Annotated in this window: 15 protein-coding genes and 2 rRNA genes; 5 read left to right on the top strand and 12 right to left on the bottom strand. The window is 66.2% G+C overall.

Annotated features, from left to right (window positions below):
* Positions 1 to 25: 25 nt before the first annotated feature.
* Positions 26 to 244 carry a twin transmembrane helix small protein gene (locus AC5P8C_RS13735; protein WP_010484233.1) on the top strand — a complete coding sequence of 73 codons (219 nt, stop codon included), beginning with the start codon at positions 26 to 28 and terminating at the stop codon, positions 242 to 244.
* Positions 245 to 264: 20 nt separating this feature from the next.
* On the opposite strand, the gene AC5P8C_RS13730 is transcribed toward AC5P8C_RS13735, so the two are convergent.
* The 6 genes from AC5P8C_RS13730 to AC5P8C_RS13705 are packed head-to-tail and all read right to left on the bottom strand — an operon-like array spanning position 265 to position 5,079.
* Positions 265 to 1,140, bottom strand: a complete 876-nt coding sequence (locus AC5P8C_RS13730; RefSeq protein WP_005412024.1) for a cytochrome c oxidase subunit 3 — start codon at positions 1,138 to 1,140, stop codon at positions 265 to 267.
* A 13-nt stretch (positions 1,141 to 1,153) separates the two neighbouring features.
* The gene (locus AC5P8C_RS13725) at positions 1,154 to 1,744 is read right to left on the bottom strand and encodes a cytochrome c oxidase assembly protein (protein WP_019662223.1); all 591 of its coding nucleotides are present in this window, start codon (positions 1,742 to 1,744) and stop codon (positions 1,154 to 1,156) included.
* Positions 1,741 to 1,959, bottom strand: a complete 219-nt coding sequence (locus tag AC5P8C_RS13720) for a hypothetical protein (RefSeq protein ID WP_019662224.1) — start codon at positions 1,957 to 1,959, stop codon at positions 1,741 to 1,743. Before AC5P8C_RS13720 ends, AC5P8C_RS13725 begins: the two co-directional genes overlap by 4 nt.
* An 8-nt stretch (positions 1,960 to 1,967) precedes the next feature.
* Positions 1,968 to 3,575, bottom strand: coding sequence for a cytochrome c oxidase subunit I (ctaD, locus tag AC5P8C_RS13715; RefSeq protein WP_005407790.1), 1,608 nt, complete (start codon positions 3,573 to 3,575; stop codon positions 1,968 to 1,970).
* A gap of 59 nt (positions 3,576 to 3,634) precedes the next feature.
* On the bottom strand, positions 3,635 to 4,591 hold the full coding sequence (gene coxB / locus AC5P8C_RS13710; RefSeq protein WP_495218937.1) for a cytochrome c oxidase subunit II: 957 nt from the start codon (positions 4,589 to 4,591) through the stop codon (positions 3,635 to 3,637).
* An 11-nt stretch (positions 4,592 to 4,602) separates the two neighbouring features.
* Positions 4,603 to 5,079 (bottom strand): DUF2244 domain-containing protein, encoded by a 477-nt coding sequence (locus AC5P8C_RS13705; protein WP_004153894.1) that lies wholly within the window; start codon positions 5,077 to 5,079, stop codon positions 4,603 to 4,605.
* Between the two features lie 274 nt (positions 5,080 to 5,353).
* On the opposite strand from AC5P8C_RS13705, the gene putA reads away from it, so the two are divergent.
* On the top strand, positions 5,354 to 8,572 hold the full coding sequence (putA, locus tag AC5P8C_RS13700; RefSeq protein ID WP_495218935.1) for a bifunctional proline dehydrogenase/L-glutamate gamma-semialdehyde dehydrogenase PutA: 3,219 nt from the start codon (positions 5,354 to 5,356) through the stop codon (positions 8,570 to 8,572).
* 118 nt (positions 8,573 to 8,690) lie between these two features.
* On the opposite strand, the gene pnuC is transcribed toward putA, so the two are convergent.
* On the bottom strand, positions 8,691 to 9,290 hold the full coding sequence (gene pnuC, locus AC5P8C_RS13695; RefSeq protein ID WP_019662228.1) for a nicotinamide riboside transporter PnuC: 600 nt from the start codon (positions 9,288 to 9,290) through the stop codon (positions 8,691 to 8,693).
* A gap of 134 nt (positions 9,291 to 9,424) precedes the next feature.
* Complete coding sequence (locus AC5P8C_RS13690; RefSeq protein WP_495218933.1) at positions 9,425 to 10,852, bottom strand: outer membrane protein transport protein; 1,428 nt, start codon at positions 10,850 to 10,852, stop codon at positions 9,425 to 9,427.
* A gap of 227 nt (positions 10,853 to 11,079) precedes the next feature.
* Between AC5P8C_RS13690 and AC5P8C_RS13685 the strand changes: the two genes are divergently transcribed.
* Positions 11,080 to 11,772 carry a rhomboid family intramembrane serine protease gene (locus AC5P8C_RS13685; RefSeq protein ID WP_019662230.1) on the top strand — a complete coding sequence of 231 codons (693 nt, stop codon included), beginning with the start codon at positions 11,080 to 11,082 and terminating at the stop codon, positions 11,770 to 11,772.
* Between the two features lie 84 nt (positions 11,773 to 11,856).
* Here the strand turns inward: AC5P8C_RS13685 and AC5P8C_RS13680 are convergent, their stop codons facing one another.
* The gene (locus AC5P8C_RS13680) at positions 11,857 to 13,305 is read right to left on the bottom strand and encodes a S41 family peptidase (protein ID WP_019662231.1); all 1,449 of its coding nucleotides are present in this window, start codon (positions 13,303 to 13,305) and stop codon (positions 11,857 to 11,859) included.
* Positions 13,306 to 13,412: 107 nt separating this feature from the next.
* Positions 13,413 to 14,714 (bottom strand): murein hydrolase activator EnvC family protein, encoded by a 1,302-nt coding sequence (locus tag AC5P8C_RS13675; protein ID WP_495218932.1) that lies wholly within the window; start codon positions 14,712 to 14,714, stop codon positions 13,413 to 13,415.
* Between the two features lie 95 nt (positions 14,715 to 14,809).
* Between AC5P8C_RS13675 and AC5P8C_RS13670 the strand changes: the two genes are divergently transcribed.
* Both AC5P8C_RS13670 and AC5P8C_RS13665 read left to right on the top strand, forming a co-directional pair.
* Entirely contained in the window at positions 14,810 to 15,472 is a 663-nt protein-coding gene (locus tag AC5P8C_RS13670; RefSeq protein WP_019662232.1) for a DUF4097 family beta strand repeat-containing protein, read from the top strand.
* A gap of 84 nt (positions 15,473 to 15,556) precedes the next feature.
* A complete protein-coding gene (locus AC5P8C_RS13665; protein WP_495218931.1) occupies positions 15,557 to 17,272 on the top strand; it encodes a M28 family metallopeptidase in 1,716 nt (571 codons plus the stop codon).
* Positions 17,273 to 17,531: 259 nt separating this feature from the next.
* Here the strand turns inward: AC5P8C_RS13665 and rrf (AC5P8C_RS13660) are convergent.
* Both rrf (AC5P8C_RS13660) and rrf (AC5P8C_RS13655) read right to left on the bottom strand, forming a co-directional pair.
* A 5S ribosomal RNA gene (gene rrf, locus AC5P8C_RS13660) occupies positions 17,532 to 17,646 on the bottom strand.
* Between the two features lie 132 nt (positions 17,647 to 17,778).
* Positions 17,779 to 17,893, bottom strand: a 5S ribosomal RNA gene (gene rrf / locus AC5P8C_RS13655).
* Positions 17,894 to 17,896: the final 3 nt, after the last annotated feature.

Below are 17,896 nucleotides of genomic sequence, written 5' to 3'. Positions count from 1 at the left end.
CATCCACCCTGCCCTCGAGCCGCGCATGAGTGATTCGCTGAAGACCCTGCTGGTAATCGCGTTTCTGATCGTCATCGTCTGGAATCTGGGCGCCGGCCTGTATTACCTGCTGGTCGACCGCGGCCAGACCAAGCGCACGGTCAACGCACTGACACGCCGCATCGGGGTGTCGGTGGCCTTGATCGTACTGGTGATCGTGAGCATCTACATGGGCTGGATCAAGCCGCACGGCATCGGCGGCTGAGGCCACCGATGCGTGCGCGGTCAAAGCACGTAGACGAACATGAAGAGCATCAGCCACACCACGTCGACGAAGTGCCAGTACCATGCGGCGGCTTCGAAACCGAAATGGTTGTCGCGGGTGAAGTGTCCCTTGGCCGAACGCAGCCACATCACGATCAGCATGATCGTGCCCAGCAGCACGTGCGCGCCGTGGAAGCCGGTCAGCATGAAGAACGTCGAACCATAGATACCCGAGCCGAGCGTCAGGTTCAGTTCCTTGTAGGCGTGGATGTACTCTTCCGCCTGCAGGGTCAGGAAGCCGAGGCCGAGCACCACGGTCAGGCCCAGCCAGATCAGCAGCTGGCGGCGGTTGCCGGCCTTCAGTGCATGGTGGGCGATGGTCAGGGTCACGCCGGAGGTGAGCAGGATCAGCGTGTTGATCAGCGGCAGGCCCCAGGCCGGGATGGTCTGGAACGCACCGCCGATCGCCGCCGGCCCGTTGGTCGGCCAGCCGGCGGAATAACCCTGCCAGAGCAGCTCGTTGGTCATCACCCCGCGGCCTTCGCCGCTCAGCCACGACAGGCCCAGGTTGCGGGTGTAGAACAGCGCGCCAAAGAAGGCGCCGAAGAACATCACTTCGGAGAAGATGAACCAGATCATCCCCATCCGGAACGAGCCATCGACCTGGTGGTTGTAGTTGCCCGCCTGCGATTCGCGCACCACGTCGCTGAACCACCAGAACAACGTCAGTACCAGCATCGCGATACCGATGTAAAACGTCCAGCGCCCCCAGCTGGCATCGTTGAGCCAGCTGGCCACGCCCACCATGGTCACCATCATCGCGATGGAGCCCACGAACGGCCATTTGCTCTGGGCCGGGACGAAGTACACGTTGGCGTCGGTCGGTGTCTGGGCCATGTCGGTATCCGGGTCAGGGTGCGGCGTGCGCGCCGTCCGAGGTGGCGGCCGGGGCCAGCCGATCGGACAACGCGTCGTTGCGGTAGAAGGTGTAGGACAAGGTGATCGTCTTGATCTCTGGCGGCAGGTCCGGATCGACGATGAAACGCACCGGCATGTCGCGCTTCTCGCCGGCCTGCAGCGTCTGCGCGGTGAAACAGAAACATTCGGTCTTGCTGAAGAAGCCCGAGGCACGCGCCGGCGCCACCGAAGGCACCGCACTGCCGACCACCGCCTGCTGGCTGTCGTTGCGGGCGAAGTACAGCGCTTCGTTGAGTTCGCCCGGCACCACGTCCATGGTCAGCTGTTCGGGATGGAACGACCACGGCAGGCGCGAATTGACGCCGCCATCGAACTCCACCCGCACGGTGCGCTTGCCAGCTGCAGCACCCGTACTGGCTTCACCACCCGGGCCGCGTTCCAGGCGCACGCCGAATACCTTTTCGCAGGCAATGCGGTACAGCGGCACCAGCGAGAAGGTCAGCAGGAACACCGCCACCGCCACGCCGATCAGGCGCGGCAGCCCGGCACTGCGAGACGGTGTGCTGGCTGGCGCCTCGCTCATCGGCCGATCACCCCGCTGAGGATGAAGCCGACGTAGACCAGCACCGCGATGGCGCCGACCCACATCGCCGTGCGCCTGGCGCGCTGGCGCTGCTGTTCGATGCCGTTTTCCGGGGCGTCGCCCGGGCTGTTGTAGAGCCGAGCCATGCTCGGCTGCTCCACGTCAGCCGAGCATGGCTCGGCTCTACAGGTCTGCAGTGGGCTCTCGCTATGCATACCCCACCTCAATGCGTGATGTCGTCATGCGCCAGATCCCCCGGGCGGATGGTCGGCGGCGTGGTGAAGGTGTGCGCCGGTGCCGGCGACGGCAGCGTCCACTCCAGGCCGCGCGCACCCTCCCAGGAACGGGCCTCGGCCTTCTCGCCGTTGCGCAGCGACGACAGCAGGATCGCGGCCATCATGAACGGGGTGACGAACATGCCGAACGCACCGATCGAGCTGATCAGGTTCCAGTCGGCAAACGCCACGCTGTAGTCGGGAATGCGCCGCGGCATGCCGGCCAGGCCGAGGAAATGCTGCGGGAAGAACAACAGGTTGACGAATACGATCGACCACCAGAAGTGCACCTTGGCCCACTTCTCGCTGTACATCCGCCCGGTCCACTTCGGCCACCAGTAGTACACCGCGGCGATCAGCGCGAACACCGCACCGGTCACCAGCACGTAGTGGAAGTGGGCGACCACGAAGTAGGTGTCGTGGTACTGGAAGTCGGCGGCGACGATCGCCAGCATCAGGCCGGAGAAGCCACCGATGGTGAACAGGATGACGAAGGCCACCGACCACAGCATCGGTGCCTCGAACGTCAGCGAGCCACGCCACATGGTGCTGACCCAGTTGAACACCTTCACGCCGGTCGGGATCGAGATCAGCATGGTGGCGAACATGAAGTAGATCTCGCCGCCCAGCGGCATGCCCACGGTGAACATGTGGTGGGCCCAGACGATGAACGACAGGAACGCGATCGCGGCGGTGGCGTACACCATCGCCTGGTAGCCGAACAGCGGCTTGCGGCTGAAGGTCGGGATGATCTCGCTGACCACGCCGAAGGCGGGCAGGATCATGATGTAGACCTCGGGATGGCCGAAGAACCAGAAGATGTGCTGGTACATCACCGGGTCACCGCCACCGGCGGCGTTGAAGAAGCTGGTGCCGAAGAACTTGTCGGTCAGCAGCATGGTCACCGCACCGGCCAGCACCGGCATCACCGCGATCAGCAGGAAGGCGGTGATCAGCCAGGCCCAGCAGAAGATCGGCATCTTCAGCAGGTCGATGCCCGGCGCGCGCATGTTGAGCACAGTGGCGATGATGTTGATCGCACCCATGATCGAACTGATGCCGGCCACGTGGATGGCGAACACGCTGAAGGCCACGTTGTAGCCGCCCTGCAGCGACAGCGGCGGATACAGCGTCCAGCCACCCGCCGGCGCACCACCGGGTAGGAACAGCGTCAGCAGCAGCAGGCTGAAAGCCACCGGCAGCAACCAGAACGACCAGTTGTTCATGCGCGGCAGCGCCATGTCCGGCGCGCCGATCTGCAGCGGGATCATCCAGTTGGCCAGGCCGACGAAGGCCGGCATTACGCCACCGAAGATCATCACCAGCGCATGCACGGTGGTCATCTGGTTGAAGAACTCGGGCTTGACGAACTGCAGGCCCGGCTGCGCCAGCTCGGCGCGGATCACCACGCTCATCGCCGCGCCGATGATGAACATGATGAAGCTGAAACCGAGGTACAGCGTGCCGATGTCCTTGTGGTTGGTCGAGAAGAACCAACGCTCGAAGAAGCTCTGGTGGTGATGGTGATCGTCGTGCCCAACTGCCGAGTGCGCCATTGCAAAACACCTCTCAGAATCGGTTGTCACCACGGCCGCGAGCGGCCGCGGGCTTTACATCACGCTCCGCTGGCCGCGCTGGCAGGCGCGCTGCCCGCTTCGGCAGCAGCAGGCGCAGCCGGTGCCTCGCCCGCCGGTGCAGCCGGTTCGGCAGGTGCCGCAGGCGTGGCGGGCTCGGCGGGCGGCGCCGGCTTGCGCTGCGCCAGCCACTTCCTGAAGTCCTCCTTGGACACCGCCTCGACCACGATCGGCATGAAGCCGTGGTCCTTGCCGCACAGCTCGGCGCACTGGCCGCGGTAGACACCGGGCTGCTCGATGCGGGTCCAGGCTTCGTTGATGAAGCCGGGGATGGCGTCCTGCTTCCAGCCCAGCGCCGGCACCCACCAGGCGTGGATCACATCATCGGAAGTGATGACGAACCGCACCTTGGTATCGACCGGCAGCACCAGGCGGTTGTCGACATCCAGCAGGTAGTGCGGATGGCTTTCGCGGGTCGGCACGATGCCACTCTGCCGCACGCGGTCGGACTCGCGGTCCAGGCGGCTGGTGAAGGTGACGTTCTCGCCAAGGTATTCGTATTTCCACATCCACTGGTAGCCGGTGACCTTCACCGTCATCTCGGCATCGCGGGTGTCGTACATCTTGATCAGGTTGGCGGTGGCCGGCCAGGCCATCACGATCAGGATGATCACCGGGATCACCGTCCAGATTACTTCGGCCTTGGTGTTGTGGCTGAAGGTGGCGGCGACCGCGCCCTTGGATTTGCGGAACTTGAAGATGGCATAGGCCATCGCGCCGAACACGATGACGCCGATCACCGTGCAGATGATCAACGAGAGATTGTTCGATTCCCAGGCCAGGCGCGAGGTCTGGGTCACCCCCTTGCCCATGTTCAGCTGCCACGGCTTCGGATCGGCCGCCTGGGCCCAGGCCAACGCCGGCATCAGTCCCCCGGTCGCCAGCACTGCGGCAATCGCGTTCACGCACTTCGTGCCCCACCTGCTGCTTTGCTTCATTGCCTAGACCCTTAGCGTCGTCGGTTGCCGCCATCGCTGGCGGCGAGCAAGCTTTCAAGTGTCTCTGCAAGCGTCTGACGTTCGGCCGGCGCGAGGAAACTCCCCACCTCCACCTGCCGGCCGCTGGACGCCAGCCGGACCCTCTCATCGTCGGTGAGCAGGCGCACCCAATGGGGGTGGGCCCGGAACACCGGCGATCCACCGGGTACGGGGATGACCTCCACGTACGCCGGTACTACCCGGATCTCCTCCTGCCGTTCACCGCTGCGCCACAAGGCACGCAGCGCCGCCGCCAGCACCAGGCTGTACAGCAGCGCGAACAGGGGGGCGAACGCATTGCCGGCCAACCACCCGAGGGCGGACACCAGCCACATCGCACCCGACAACACGGTGAACAACAGGACGAACTGCCGGGCATCGAGCGCCCGTGGGGGACGCAGCCGCAGCTGCGTACCTGACCCATCCGGAGCTGGAAGCACCTCGATCATGTCGCAACCGCGTTCCTGCCGCGGGAAACGTCTCGATGGTAGCCCCGCCCTCTCGCCGGTAGCAAGGGTGCATTCACACATTTTCCGATGCTGCAACACAGCATGAGGTCGGCGGCACGAATGACGAATTCAGCACAAATATTGCCGAGCTTGCTGAACACGCTGAATGCACCGCAGCTAGGGACTATCAGCGCGTCATGAAGGTGTCTCCGCGGCACTTCCGATGGGCTCAAAAATGATTAAAATCGCCAAGTTTTCCACTGGCCGGACCGGCATGAACGCACCTTCCTCCTCCCCTGCCGCCCACGACGCTCCGCGTCCCGGCGCGCTGCTGTCGCCGGAACTGCCGGCGCCCCCCAACCCGTTCCGCCAGGCCATCACCGATGCCTGGTTGAAGGACGAGGCGAGCCACGTGCGTGAACTGCTGGCGCAGGCCCGCCTGCCCGCCGACGAGCAGGCCCGGGTGCAGGCACTGGCCGCCGACCTGGTCGGCCGCGTGCGCGTGCGCGCCAAGGACCAGGGCGCCATCGAAGCCTTCATGCGCCAGTACGACCTGGGCAGCGAGGAAGGCGTGCTGCTGATGTGCGTGGCCGAGGCACTGCTGCGTATTCCGGACCAGGACACCGCCGACAAGCTGATCCGCGACAAGCTGGCCGATGCCGACTGGGAAAAGCACCTGGGCGGCAGCGACTCGGTGCTGGTCAACGCCTCCACCTGGGGCCTGATGCTGACCGGCAAGCTGGTGCAGATGAACGACGCCACCCGCGCCGATGCCCCCAGCGCGTTCAAGCGCCTGGTCGGCCGCGTCGGTGAGCCGGTGGTGCGCCTGGCCGTGCGCCAGGCCATGAAGATCATGGGCCACCAGTTCGTCATGGGCCGCACCATCAGCGAAGCGCTGGCGCGCTCGCACAAGGGCGACAACGCCAGCTACCGCTACTCGTTCGACATGCTGGGCGAAGGCGCGCTGACCATGAAGGACGCGCTGCGCTACCTGGAAGACTACCGTCGTGCGATCCACGCCATCGGCGGCGATCACAAGGCCCGCGGTGGCCGTCCGGACGGCGACGTCAACAACGCGCCGGGCATCTCGATCAAGCTGTCGGCGCTGTACCCGCGCTACGAGCACGCCAAGCGCGAGCGCGTGCTGAAGGACCTGGTGCCGGGCGTGCTGGAACTGGCACAGCTGGCCAAGAGCTACGGCATCGGCTGCACCGTCGACGCCGAAGAGTCCGACCGCCTGGAACTGTCGCTGGACATCATCGAGCAGGTGTTCTCCGACGCCTCGCTGGCTGGCTGGGATGGCTTCGGCGTGGTCGTGCAGGCCTACCAGAAGCGCACGCCGTACACGATCGACCACCTGGCCGACATGGCACGCCGTGCCGGTCGCCGCCTGCAGGTGCGCCTGGTCAAGGGCGCCTACTGGGATGCCGAGATCAAGCGCGCGCAGATCGAAGGCTACCCGGGCTACCCGGTGTTCACCCGCAAGCAGAACACCGATGTGTCCTACCTGGCCTGCGCCAAGCGGCTGTTCACCCATGCGGACGCGATCTACCCGATGTTCGCCACGCACAACGCGCACACCATCGCGGCCGTGCGCAGCATCGCCAACGGCGGCGTGTACGAGCACCAGAAGCTGCACGGCATGGGCGACGACCTGTACGCCGAAGTGGTGCCGGCCGATCGCTTGAACCTGCCCTGCCGCGTGTACGCCCCGGTCGGTTCGCACGAAGACCTGCTGCCGTACCTGGTGCGCCGCCTGCTGGAAAACGGTGCCAACTCCAGCTTCGTCAACCGCATCACCGACGAGCGCGTGCCGATCGCCGACCTGATCCGCGATCCGGTCGAGATGGTCGCCTCGTTCGAATCGATTCCGCATCCCAAGATCCCGCTGCCGGTTGACCTGCTGCGCAGCCAGAACCACGACAGGAAGAACTCCATGGGCGCCAACCTCGCCAACGACAACGAACTGCGCGCCCTGGCCGAGCAGCTCAACGCCGCCGTGAAGCCGTGGCAGGCCTCGCCGCTGGTACCGGGTGCCAACCCGGCCGGCGCCGCGCTGCCGGTGACCAACCCGGCCGACACCCGCGAAGTGGTCGGCCAGTGGCTGGCCGCCGATGCCGCCACCGTGCAGAAGGCCCTGGCCAACGCCGTGGCCGCACAACCGGCCTGGAACCGCACCCCGGCCGCCAGCCGCGCCGCCATCCTCGAACACGCCGCTGACCAGCTGGAAGCGCGCATGCCGGAGTTCATGGCGCTGTGCGTGAAGGAAGCCGGCAAGAGCCTGCCCGACAGCATCGCCGAAGTGCGCGAAGCCGTGGATTTCCTGCGCTACTACGCCAAGCAGGCGCGCGAGCAGTTCAGCCACGCCGAGAAGCTGCCGAGCCCAACTGGTGAAACCAACGAGCTGCAGTTGCACGGCCGGGGCGTGTTCGTCTGCATCAGCCCGTGGAACTTCCCGCTGGCGATCTTCCTGGGCCAGGTCGCTGCCGCCCTGGCCGCCGGCAACAGCGTCATCGCCAAGCCGGCCGAGCAGACCAACCTGATCGGCTACTACGCGGTGAAGCTGCTGCACGACGCCGGCGTGCCGGCCGAGGTGGTGCAGTTCCTGCCGGGCGACGGTGCTACCGTCGGTGCCGCGCTGACCGCCGACCCGCGCGTGGCCGGCGTGGCCTTCACCGGCTCCACCGACACCGCCCGTGCGATCAACCGCGCGATGGCCGCGCGTGACGCCGCCATCGGTGTGCTGATTGCCGAGACCGGCGGCCAGAACGCCTTCATCGCCGATTCGTCGGCGCTGCCGGAACAGCTGGTCAAGGACGCGATCGGTTCGGCCTTCACCTCCGCCGGCCAGCGCTGCTCGGCCGCGCGCGTGCTGTTCGTGCAGGACGACATCGCTGACAAGGTGATGACCATGCTGGCCGGTGCGATGAAGGAGCTGAAGGTCGGCAACCCGGGCCTGCTGTCCACCGACGTCGGCCCGGTGATCGACGCAGATGCGCTGAAGATCCTGCAGGACCACGCTGAGCGCATGGACCGCGAAGCACGCCTGATCGCCGCCGCCGAGCTGTCCTCCGAAACGGCGCACGGCACCTTCTTCGCGCCGCGCGCATACGAACTGAAGGATCTGGGCCAGCTGCAGAAGGAAGTGTTCGGGCCGGTCCTGCACGTGATCCGCTGGAAGGGCGACCAGCTCGACGCGGTGATCGACCAGATCAACGCTACCGGCTACGGCCTGACCCTGGGCGTGCATTCGCGCATCGACGAAACCGTTGACCGCATCAGCAACGGCGTCCACGTCGGCAACGTGTACGTCAACCGCAACCAGATCGGTGCAGTGGTCGGCGTGCAGCCGTTCGGCGGCCAGGGCCTGTCCGGCACCGGCCCGAAGGCCGGCGGCCCGCACTACCTGCTGCGCTTTGCCACCGAAAAGACGGTGACGGTGAACACCACCGCCGCCGGCGGCAACGCCTCGCTGCTGACCCTGGGCGACTGATCGCCTGCTTGGTGCGGTAAACAAGAAACCCCGCGAATGCGGGGTTTCTTGTGTTTTGCTTCCTGTAGCGCCGGGCCCATGCTCGGCTTTTCCGGCGCAGCCGAGCGTGGGCTCGGCTCTACAGGAATTCAGGTGCCGTCGTGGCCTCGGCCCGCATCAGATTGCGCCAGTGCCCGAGAGCAACAAGTGCATTGACCCAGAAACCGATGTACAGGATCGAGGTCAGGTGCAGGCCACGGCTGTAGTACAGCGGCACTGCAACGGTGTTTACCAGCAGCCAGACCCACCACGACTCCAGCTTGCGCCGCATCATCAGGATCTGCGCGATCACGCTCAGCACCAGTACCGCCGAATCGATGTACGGCGCATAGGCATTGGTCAGTCGGGTCAGCATCCAGCCGTAGCCGAAGGTGGCCACTACCGCCAGCGGCGCCAGCCAGGCCCAGGCACGCGGCCGCAATGAAGTAATCGGCAACGGCGCACCATGATCGCCGCGCAGCCACTGCCACCAGCCCAGCACGCTGATCGCGATGAAGAAGAACTGCAGCACCATGTCCGCGTACAGGTGCGAGCGTTCGAACACGGCAGCAAACAATGCACAGCCGACGATGCCCAGCCACCAGGTGTGCACGTTGTTGCGGCCGGCCAACAGGATCGAGCCGGCGACGGCGATGTTGGCGGCCAGCTCCAGCTGGAAGCTCGGGTCGGACAGGTTCATCGCACCATTGTCGCGTAGATCCGCGCCCTGCGTCGTCGGACCAGTAGATCCATGCCATGCGTGGATACCCTCCACAAAAAGAAAGCCCCGCTTGCGCGGGGCTCTCCTCGTACTGCTTCAGGCAATCGCCCGAATCAGAACTTGTACTGCATCGACGCCGCCAGCACGTCGCCGCTCACCTTGTACTTGCCGGTCACGGTGTTGGCAGTGGCCGAGGTCGAGGTGATGTTCGGATCCTTGGTGAACAGGTGGGTGTAACCCACGCTGTATTCCATCTTGTCCGAAGCGGCGTAGGTCAGGCCCAGCGACAGCCACTTGCGGGTGGTGTCCGGCACGCGCACGTCACGGTGGGCGTCGGTGGTCGGGGTCTGGTCGTATGCCAGGCCACCACGCAGGGTCAGCTTGTCGTTCACGCGGAAATCGGTACCGATCGACGCGAAGGTGGTGTCGCGGTAGTGGAACGGCAGCACGCTGTCCGGCTGGTTGGAGTCATAGTCGACGGTGACCTGGTCGAACTTGCTCCACGCCGTGCGCGTGACCTCGGCCATGATCTGCCACTGGTCGTTCACGCGATGGGTGAAGCCCATGGTGGCGCTGGCCGGCAGGGTGATGGTGGCGCGGCCGTTGCTGTCGATGAAGGTACCCGGGGCGGCAGTGGCCAGGAAGGCGGCAGCGTTCTGCGGGATGGTGAAGTCGGCCTTGCCGTCGGTGATCTTGTGCTCGACCTTCGAGCGGTAGCTGAAGGCGATGTTGGTGCCTTCCACCGGGGTAACCGTCATGCCCAGGGTGTAGCCGACCGACACTTCGTCGCCCTTGATGCGCAGGTAGCCATCGGCGGTGCCCGGCGAGAAGCCGAGCTGGGCGGCCTGGCGTGCAGCCGCCTGCGACGCCGCCGCAGCCTGGGCCGCAGTGCCGCCGGCAGCCAGCACACGCGCCGCAGCGGTGCGCTGGGCCGTGGCGTTGATCGCGGTGCCGGTATCGACAGCGCTGGTCAGGTCGACGTTCAGGCGCTCAGCGAACACCGAAGCACCGAACGACAGGTACGGGTTGACGTCATAGGAGAACGCCACGCCCAGGTCGATCGCCTGCAGCTCGGTCTTGACGCCATTGTAGCGGCCGACCCAGTCGCGGTCGTATTCGGTCTTGAAGCCGAACGGCACGGTCAGCGATGCACCGAAGTGCATGTTGTCGTTCTCGCCGAACGGCACGTGGAAGTACGCGGCCGGAACCGGGGCGATCATGCCGGCGTCGCCGCCGTTGCCACCGGAAATCGGCGCGCCGTTGCCGTACTGTCCCTGGCCGCGGAACTTGGCGCCGAAGCTGATGGCGCTGACGTCGCCCTGGACCAGGGTGCCGTCGAGCAGGCGCATGGAGGCCGGGTTGGTGGCGATGACCGAGGCGTCACCTTCGGTCGAGGTGGAGCCGGCGAACGCGCGGCCCAGGCCCTTGGCGCTGTTTTCCTTCAGCTGGAAGGCGGCAGCAGTGGCATCGGCGGCGGCCAGCGCACCGGCAACGCCGACGGCCAGCAGGGTCAGTCGGGCAATGGTGGAAGCGGTTTGCATCGTAGTTCTCTCTCTCCGGTAAGCGGTGATGGTGCTCTGAGTGCGCCTGCGCCCGCCAAGTCCTGGGACCCATCGGAGCGCGCCGGATTCCCCTCCCGACATACGACGCCGTATGCGAGTATTACCCAGAGCCGTTAATGAAACAATAACGGTGCGGTCGGTTTTCTCGTCTCGAAAGCTGAACAGGACAATCCCCGCCGCAAGCGCCCGCACGCTAGGCTAGTGCCATGTTCGTCTCCCTCCCGTCCCGCAAGAAGGCGGCCCTGCGCTGGGCCACGCCCGTGCTGTTTGCGGCACTGTGGTTGGCGTTCCTGTGGTCGATCTCGCGGCCGGACGATGCCCGCGGCAGCCTCTGGCTGGACTGGGGCGCCCTGTCCACCGGCCTGACCCACCCGCTGGACTGGTGGGCGACCCTGCAGGACGGCAGCGTGCTGCGCCTGTTCACCGCGCTGTTCCTGCACGCCGACTGGTCACACCTGCTGGGCAACCTGGTGTTCCTGCTGATCTTCGGCCTGCCCGCCGAGCGGGTGCTGGGGCCGTGGCGGCTGCTGCTGCTGTTCCTGGTCGGCGGCGCAGTGTCGAACCTGGTGGCGATCTACACCATGGGCAGCCCGGACCAGATCATCATCGGCGCCAGTGGCGCGGTGTCGGCCCTGATCGGTGCGTATCTGGCCCTGTTCCCTGGCGCGCGGCTGGGCGTGGTGATCCCGCTCGGCCTGTTCCTGGAGTTCGTGCGCGCGCCGGCCTATCTGTTGATCGGCGTCTGGGCGGCACTGCAGGTGGTGTTCGCCCACATCGGCCCCAGCTTCGGCATGGTGGCCTGGTGGGCGCACATCGGTGGCTTCGTGTTCGGCGTGGTGTACGGAGTCTACGTGCGGGCGGCCATCGCCCGCCGCCTGCGCAAGCGCCACGGCTTCTGACCGCCCGGGTAGTGCCGGCCGCTGGCCGGCATTTGTTTTCTTCTTCCGCCCTTGAGCCGACGCCGGGCATGGCCCGGCGCTACCTCACGGCTTCGCTGGGGCCGGTGCGGGCTTTGCTTCCGGCTTTGCTTCCGGCTTAGGTTCGACCTTCGCTTCCGGCTTCGCCGCAGCGGCCTTCGCGGCCTTGGCCGCATCCGCCTTGGCGGCCTCGGCCTTCAACCGTGCGGCCACCGAGCCTGGGTTCTTCAGCTCGGCCAGCGCGTCGTTGATCGGGCCATCGCCCGGCAGCACCGCACCGGCGTGGTAGCCCTCGGTGCCTTCGTCGTCGCCACGCAGATGGCCCGGCAGGGTCGCTTCGCTGTAGTCGCTCAGGCTGGCCGGCAGGGCATCCTCCGCCGGGGTGGCGGCGGGCTTCAACTCGACGTCCGGCACGATGCCGGTGGCCTGGATCGACTTGCCGCTGGGCGTGTAATAGCGCGCGGTGGTCAGCTTCACCGAATCGCCGTTGTCCAGCGGCAGCACGGTCTGCACCGAGCCCTTGCCAAAGGTGCGGCTGCCAACCACGCGGGCGCGCTTGTTGTCGCGCAGCGCGCCGGCGAGCACTTCCGAGGCACTGGCCGAACCGGCATCGGCCAGTACCACCACCGGTGCACCCTTCAGCAGGTCGCCTGGGGTCGCGTCGAATCGGGCATCGCTGATGCTGATGCGGCCACGGGTGCTGACGATGTTGCCCTTGTCGAGCAGATCGTCGGCTACCTGCACGGCGGCCGTCAGCAGGCCACCCGGATTGCTGCGCAGATCCAGCACCAGGCCCTTGAGCTGGCCACCGGACTGCTTCTGCAGCTGCTGCACGTGCTTCTGGAAGTCCGAGCCGGTATCGGCCTGGAAGGTGCTCAGGCGGATGTAGCCATAGCCGGGTTCCAGCAGGCGGCTGCGCACGCTGGTCACGCGGATGGTCTGGCGGGTGAGGCTGACATCGAACGGCTTCGGCTTGCCTTCGCGCACGATGGTCAGCACCACCTTGCTGCCGGCTGGGCCGCGCAGCGGTTCACTCGCATCGATGGCGCTGATCGGCTTGCCGTCGATGGCGATGATCAAATCGCCGGCAAGGATGCCGGCCTTGGCTGCCGGCGTGTCGTCGATCGGCGCGATCACCTTCATGCTGGCGTTGTCCGGCTGCTGCTGCAGCTCCACGCCGATGCCCTCGTAGGCACCGTTGGCCTGCTCGTCGAAAGCCTGCGCGTCTTCCTTGTTGAAGTAGGTGCTGTGCGGATCAAGGTCGAGCAGCAGGCCACGCACGGCTGACTGCATCAGCTTCTTGTCATCGACCGGGTCGACATAGGCGGCGCGCACCGCGTTGTACACGGCCACGAACCGGCGGATTTCCTCCAGCGGCACCTTCGAGGTCACCGCCTCCTCGCTGTTCGCTGCCTGCCCGCTGGTTTCCTGGCTTGGGGCAGGCGCGGTCTGCTGCGCCCAGGACAGCGCTGGCAACAGGGCCAGCAAGAGGGTGGCGGTACGGGCTGCGCGCATGGATCACTCCTGTCGACGGTGGCATGGTGCCCAAGGCACATGCACCGATTATGCGCGAAGCACAGCTAAATTCCCGTTGAATCCGGCCCGTGCGTAACGAGCCGGGTTCAGCGCCGCTGCAGCCAGCTGTCCGGGTTGACCGGCTGCCCGCCACGACGCAGCTCGAAGTACAGCGCGGTGACACCTTGGCCACCCGAATTGCCGACCTTGGCCACTGCATCACCGCGGCTGACCCGCGCACCGGCATCCTTCAGCAGGGTGTCGTTGTGCGCGTACAGGCTCATGTAGCCGTTGCCGTGGTCGACGATCAGGATCATGCCGTAGCCGGTCATCCAGTCGGAGAACACCACGGTGCCATCGGCCACGGCGGTGACCGTGCTGCCAGCCGGTGCGCCGATCAGCACGCCACTGCTGGTGCGGCCATCGGGCAGCTTGCCGCCATAGCGGGCCAGCAGGTTGCCGGACAACGGCCAGCCCAGGCCGCCCACCTTCGGCGCCGGTGCCGATGCGACCGCAGGCGGCACCTTGGTCGGTGGCGGTGGCGGCCGGCCCTGTGCGGCGGCCTGGCGTGCAGCACGTTCGGCGGCGGCCTTCTCCGCTGCCGCACGGCGTGCAGCCGCGCGGCGCTCGGCCTCGGCACGGGCAGCGGCCGCTCGCAGGTTGGCCAGCAATGTTTCCAGCGCCTTGGCGTCCTGGCCCAGCGCCTGTTCCTTCTCGCGCTGGTCCTTGAACCGCTCTTCCAGCGAGGCAACGGTCTTTGCGCGATCGCGGCGGTCCGCTTCCAGAGCGGCTGCCTGCTGTTTCTGGTCCTGCTGCGTCCCCTGCAGCTTCTGCTTGCGCTCGGCGATCTGCGCCTGCAGTGCTTCCAGTTCCTTCAGGTCGGCGGTCAGCGTGGTGATCCGCTGCGCACGCTCGCGCTGCAGGTAGCGATGGTAGGCCAGGGCGCGGTTGGCATCGGCCACCGTGTCTTGCGACAGCAGCAGCTTCAGCGGTGCGTGGTTGCCCAGCTGATACGCCGCGCGCAACAGCCCGGCCAGTTCGCGGTGCTGCTGGGCCAGGTTGCCCTGCAGCGTGCTGCGGCGCTGCTCGGCTTCGGCCAGGGCGCGGCCCTGCTCGCGCAGCGCGGCTTCCGTCTGCGCAAGGGCACGGCCGGTGCGGGCTACCTTCTCGTCGGCCTCGCGCAGCTGCCGCGATGCCTGCCCGCGCTGGCCCTCGATCTGCCGTCGCTCCTGCGCCACGCCCTTCAGCTCACTGCGCAGTTTCTGCAGCTTGCGCTCGGTCTCGCGCGTAGTCTGTGCGGCACCTGGCAGCGGCAAGGCCAGCGCCAGGGCCAGCCCCAGCAGCAGGCAGCGCCCGCCGCGGGCAGCGGCGATGTGATGTCGGCGTGATGGGAAGGCATTGTCGCGCAAGGGCTTTCCAGTGACTTCAGGCAGTTGCGGGGGTTACCGGGGAATGGTGACATCTCCGCACGCGGCCTGCCAGCCGCACATCCATCGAGGTCGCCATGAAAATTCTTTCCATTCCGCTGCTGTTGGGCGTACTGCTGGCCACCGGGCCGGTCTGTGCGCAGGAGAACATCAGCAAGGTCAACGGCAGCATCAGCGCCGAACCCGGCCAGCGCTACGGCAAGCTGGACACCGTCAACGGCGGCATCCGCGTCGGCGAAGGCGTCGAGACCGGCAGCATCGACACCGTCAACGGCGGGGTCAAGGTCGCCGACGGCGCGCGCACCGGCAAGATCGAAACGGTCAACGGCGGCGTACGCCTGGGCCGCGAAGTGATCGCCAGCGGCGGCGTCAGCACCGTCAACGGCAGCATCTTCACCGATCGCGGCAGCCAAGTCGAAGGCGGTGTCGAGACCGTCAATGGTGGCATCGGCCTGGTCGAAAGCCGCGTCGGCAAGGACGTGGAGACCGTCAACGGTGACATCACCGTCGGTATCGGTTCGCAGGTCAACGGCGGCGTGCATGTGCGCAAGCCGAACTTCAGTGTCTCGCTGACCGCCAGCCGCAAGCCGCGTGTGATCATCGGCCCGAATGCCGTGGTCAAGGGTCCACTGCAGTTCGAACGCGAAGTGGTGCTGTACGTGCATCGCACTGCGCGCATCGGCCCGGTCACCGGCGCCGAGCCGATCCCGTTCGACACCGAAACCGCTCCGGCGGACTGAGCGCACCGCCTTCGGGTTCGGTGATACTCGCTGACACCGGTCGTGCACGACGCGCGGCCGCCCTTTGTTACCCAGGAATCGACGATGCCCCGCAAACTCCTCCTGTGCCTGGCCGCTGCGGCCGCGCTCAGTGCCTGCAAAGGCGAAGACACTCCGGCGCCCGCGCCGGCCACCGACACCACAGCTGCCAAGCCGGCTGCGCATGCGTTCTCCCCGGAGATCAATGCCGGCGACTTCGCCGAGATGGTCAAGACCCTGGCTTCGGATGAGTTCGAAGGCCGCGCGCCGGGCAGCAAGGGCGAAGAACTGACGGTCAACTACATCCGCGACCAGATGCAGCGCATCGGCCTGCAGCCCGGCAACGGCGACAGCTGGTTCCAGGATGTACCGATGACCGAGACCACGGCCGACGAATCGACCGTGCTGAAGATCACCCAGGGTGGCAAGACCACCGAACTGAAGTTCGGCACCGACATGGTGGTCGGCACCCGTACCGGCCAGGCCGAGGTGAAGGTCGATGCCAGCGATCTGGTGTTCGTCGGCTATGGCGTCGATGCGCCGGAGCAGAAGTGGAACGACTACGCCGGCCAGGACTGGAAGGGCAAGACCGTCGTGATGTTCGTCAACGATCCGGGCTTCCATATCGACGACGACAAGCTGTTCGACGGCAAGCGCATGACCTACTACGGGCGCTGGACCTACAAGTTCGAGGAGGCTGCCCGCAAGGGGGCCGCTGCCGCGCTGATCGTGCACGACACCGCCGGCGCGTCCTACGGCTGGGACGTGGTGAAGAATTCCTGGGCTGGCCCGCAGTACGACCTGCCAGCCAAGGATGACCCGGAAGCCCGTATTCCGGTGCAGGGCTGGCTGAGTGCCGACGCGGCCAAGGCGCTGTTTGCCGGAGCCGGCCTGGACCTGGCGCAGGCCTACAAGGATGCCAGCAAGCGCGGTTTCAAGCCGGTGCCGCTGAAGGCCACCGCTGCGGTCGACCTGAAGAGCCAGATCGCACAGAAGCAGTCGCGCAACGTGGTGGGTGTGCTGCCGGGTAGCAAGCGCGCTGCCGAGGCGGTGCTGTACATGGCGCACTGGGATCACCTGGGCAAGCATGAGGGCGAGACCGGCGACAACATCTACAACGGCGCCGTCGATAATGCGACCGGCGTCGCCGGTATTCTCGAAGTGGCCGAAGCCATGGCGCACCAGGATCCGAAGCCGGAGCGCTCGGTGGTGTTCCTGGCGGTGACCCTGGAAGAATCCGGCCTGCTGGGTTCGAAGTACTACGTTGCCCATCCGACTTTCCCGCTGGACAAGATTGCTGGCGTGATCAACATCGACGCGATGTCAGTGGCCGGCCGTGCCAAGGACGTGACCGTCACCGGCTTCGGCAGTTCGGAGCTGGAGGACATCCTCAAGCCGCTGGCCGCTGCCCAGGACCGCACGCTGCATGGTGAGACGTCGGTGCAGAGCGGCTTCTACTTCCGCTCGGACCACTTCAACTTCGCCAAAGCCGGCGTGCCGGCCCTGTACGCCGATGGCGGCGAGGACCTGCGCGAGGGCGGCGTTGACGCTGGCCGCAAGGCCGCAGCCGACTACGGCGCCAACCGTTACCACGGCCCGAAGGACGAGTTCGACGCGGCCACCTGGAAGCTGGACGGTACCGTCGAAGACCTTCAGTTGATGTACGGCGTGGGCAAGGAACTGGCCGGTGGCGATCGTTGGCCGAACTGGTACGAAGGCAACCCGTTCAAGGCTGCCCGCGACGCGATGATGAAGGACAAGGCTGCGGCCGCTGCAAAGTAGGGTCGAGCCATGCTCGACTGAACATCGTTGAGGTCAAAGCGGCGCCCCGTGGGGCGCCGCTTTTTTTGTACGCTCTGCCATTGGTGGGTGCCAACCTCGGTTGGCACCGCCTTCCGTGGGGACCATCTCGCCCACGCATGGCATGAATCTACCGGGCGATGTAACGCCATCGGGTTGCCGGCCAGCGGCCGGCACTACCGGCGTTTGCTACGCACAAAGAAAAACCCCGCTGCGTAAGCAGCGGGGTTTTGGGTGTAAACCCTGGCGATGACCTACTCTCGCATGGCTTGAGCCACACTACCATCGGCGCAGCTGCGTTTCACTTCCGAGTTCGGGATGGGATCGGGTGGTGCCACAGCGCTAATTTCACCAGGGAGACGGTTGCAGCAGCGCTTGCAGCGCCAGCTCGCGATCTTGCCCTTGGGGCGGAAGGAACCCGGAAAACGCAGTGCCTTCACTTATAAAGAAAAACCCCGCTGCGTAAGCAGCGGGGTTTTGGGTGTAAACCCTGGCGATGACCTACTCTCGCATGGCTTGAGCCACACTACCATCGGCGCAGCTGCGTTTCACTTCCGAGTTCGGGATGGGATCGGGTGGTTCCACAGCGCTAATTTCACCAGGGAG

It is taken from the genome of Stenotrophomonas sp. YJH_SMC_46, from assembly GCF_059370315.1.
This window is presented reverse-complemented; position numbering and strand designations above follow the sequence as displayed.

Excerpts from the sequence above, each read along its gene's own strand:
- AC5P8C_RS13735 (WP_010484233.1), top strand. The coding sequence starts at position 26 with ATGAGTGATTCGCTGAAGACCCTGCTGGTAATCGCGTTTCTGATCGTC.
- AC5P8C_RS13730 (WP_005412024.1), bottom strand. The coding sequence starts at position 1,140 with ATGGCCCAGACACCGACCGACGCCAACGTGTACTTCGTCCCGGCCCAG.
- AC5P8C_RS13725 (WP_019662223.1), bottom strand. The coding sequence starts at position 1,744 with ATGAGCGAGGCGCCAGCCAGCACACCGTCTCGCAGTGCCGGGCTGCCG.
- AC5P8C_RS13720 (WP_019662224.1), bottom strand. The coding sequence starts at position 1,959 with ATGCATAGCGAGAGCCCACTGCAGACCTGTAGAGCCGAGCCATGCTCG.
- ctaD (WP_005407790.1), bottom strand. The coding sequence starts at position 3,575 with ATGGCGCACTCGGCAGTTGGGCACGACGATCACCATCACCACCAGAGC.
- coxB (WP_495218937.1), bottom strand. The coding sequence starts at position 4,591 with ATGAAGCAAAGCAGCAGGTGGGGCACGAAGTGCGTGAACGCGATTGCC.
- AC5P8C_RS13705 (WP_004153894.1), bottom strand. The coding sequence starts at position 5,079 with ATGATCGAGGTGCTTCCAGCTCCGGATGGGTCAGGTACGCAGCTGCGG.
- putA (WP_495218935.1), top strand. The coding sequence starts at position 5,354 with ATGAACGCACCTTCCTCCTCCCCTGCCGCCCACGACGCTCCGCGTCCC.
- pnuC (WP_019662228.1), bottom strand. The coding sequence starts at position 9,290 with ATGAACCTGTCCGACCCGAGCTTCCAGCTGGAGCTGGCCGCCAACATC.
- AC5P8C_RS13690 (WP_495218933.1), bottom strand. The coding sequence starts at position 10,852 with ATGCAAACCGCTTCCACCATTGCCCGACTGACCCTGCTGGCCGTCGGC.
- AC5P8C_RS13685 (WP_019662230.1), top strand. The coding sequence starts at position 11,080 with ATGTTCGTCTCCCTCCCGTCCCGCAAGAAGGCGGCCCTGCGCTGGGCC.
- AC5P8C_RS13680 (WP_019662231.1), bottom strand. The coding sequence starts at position 13,305 with ATGCGCGCAGCCCGTACCGCCACCCTCTTGCTGGCCCTGTTGCCAGCG.
- AC5P8C_RS13670 (WP_019662232.1), top strand. The coding sequence starts at position 14,810 with ATGAAAATTCTTTCCATTCCGCTGCTGTTGGGCGTACTGCTGGCCACC.
- AC5P8C_RS13665 (WP_495218931.1), top strand. The coding sequence starts at position 15,557 with ATGCCCCGCAAACTCCTCCTGTGCCTGGCCGCTGCGGCCGCGCTCAGT.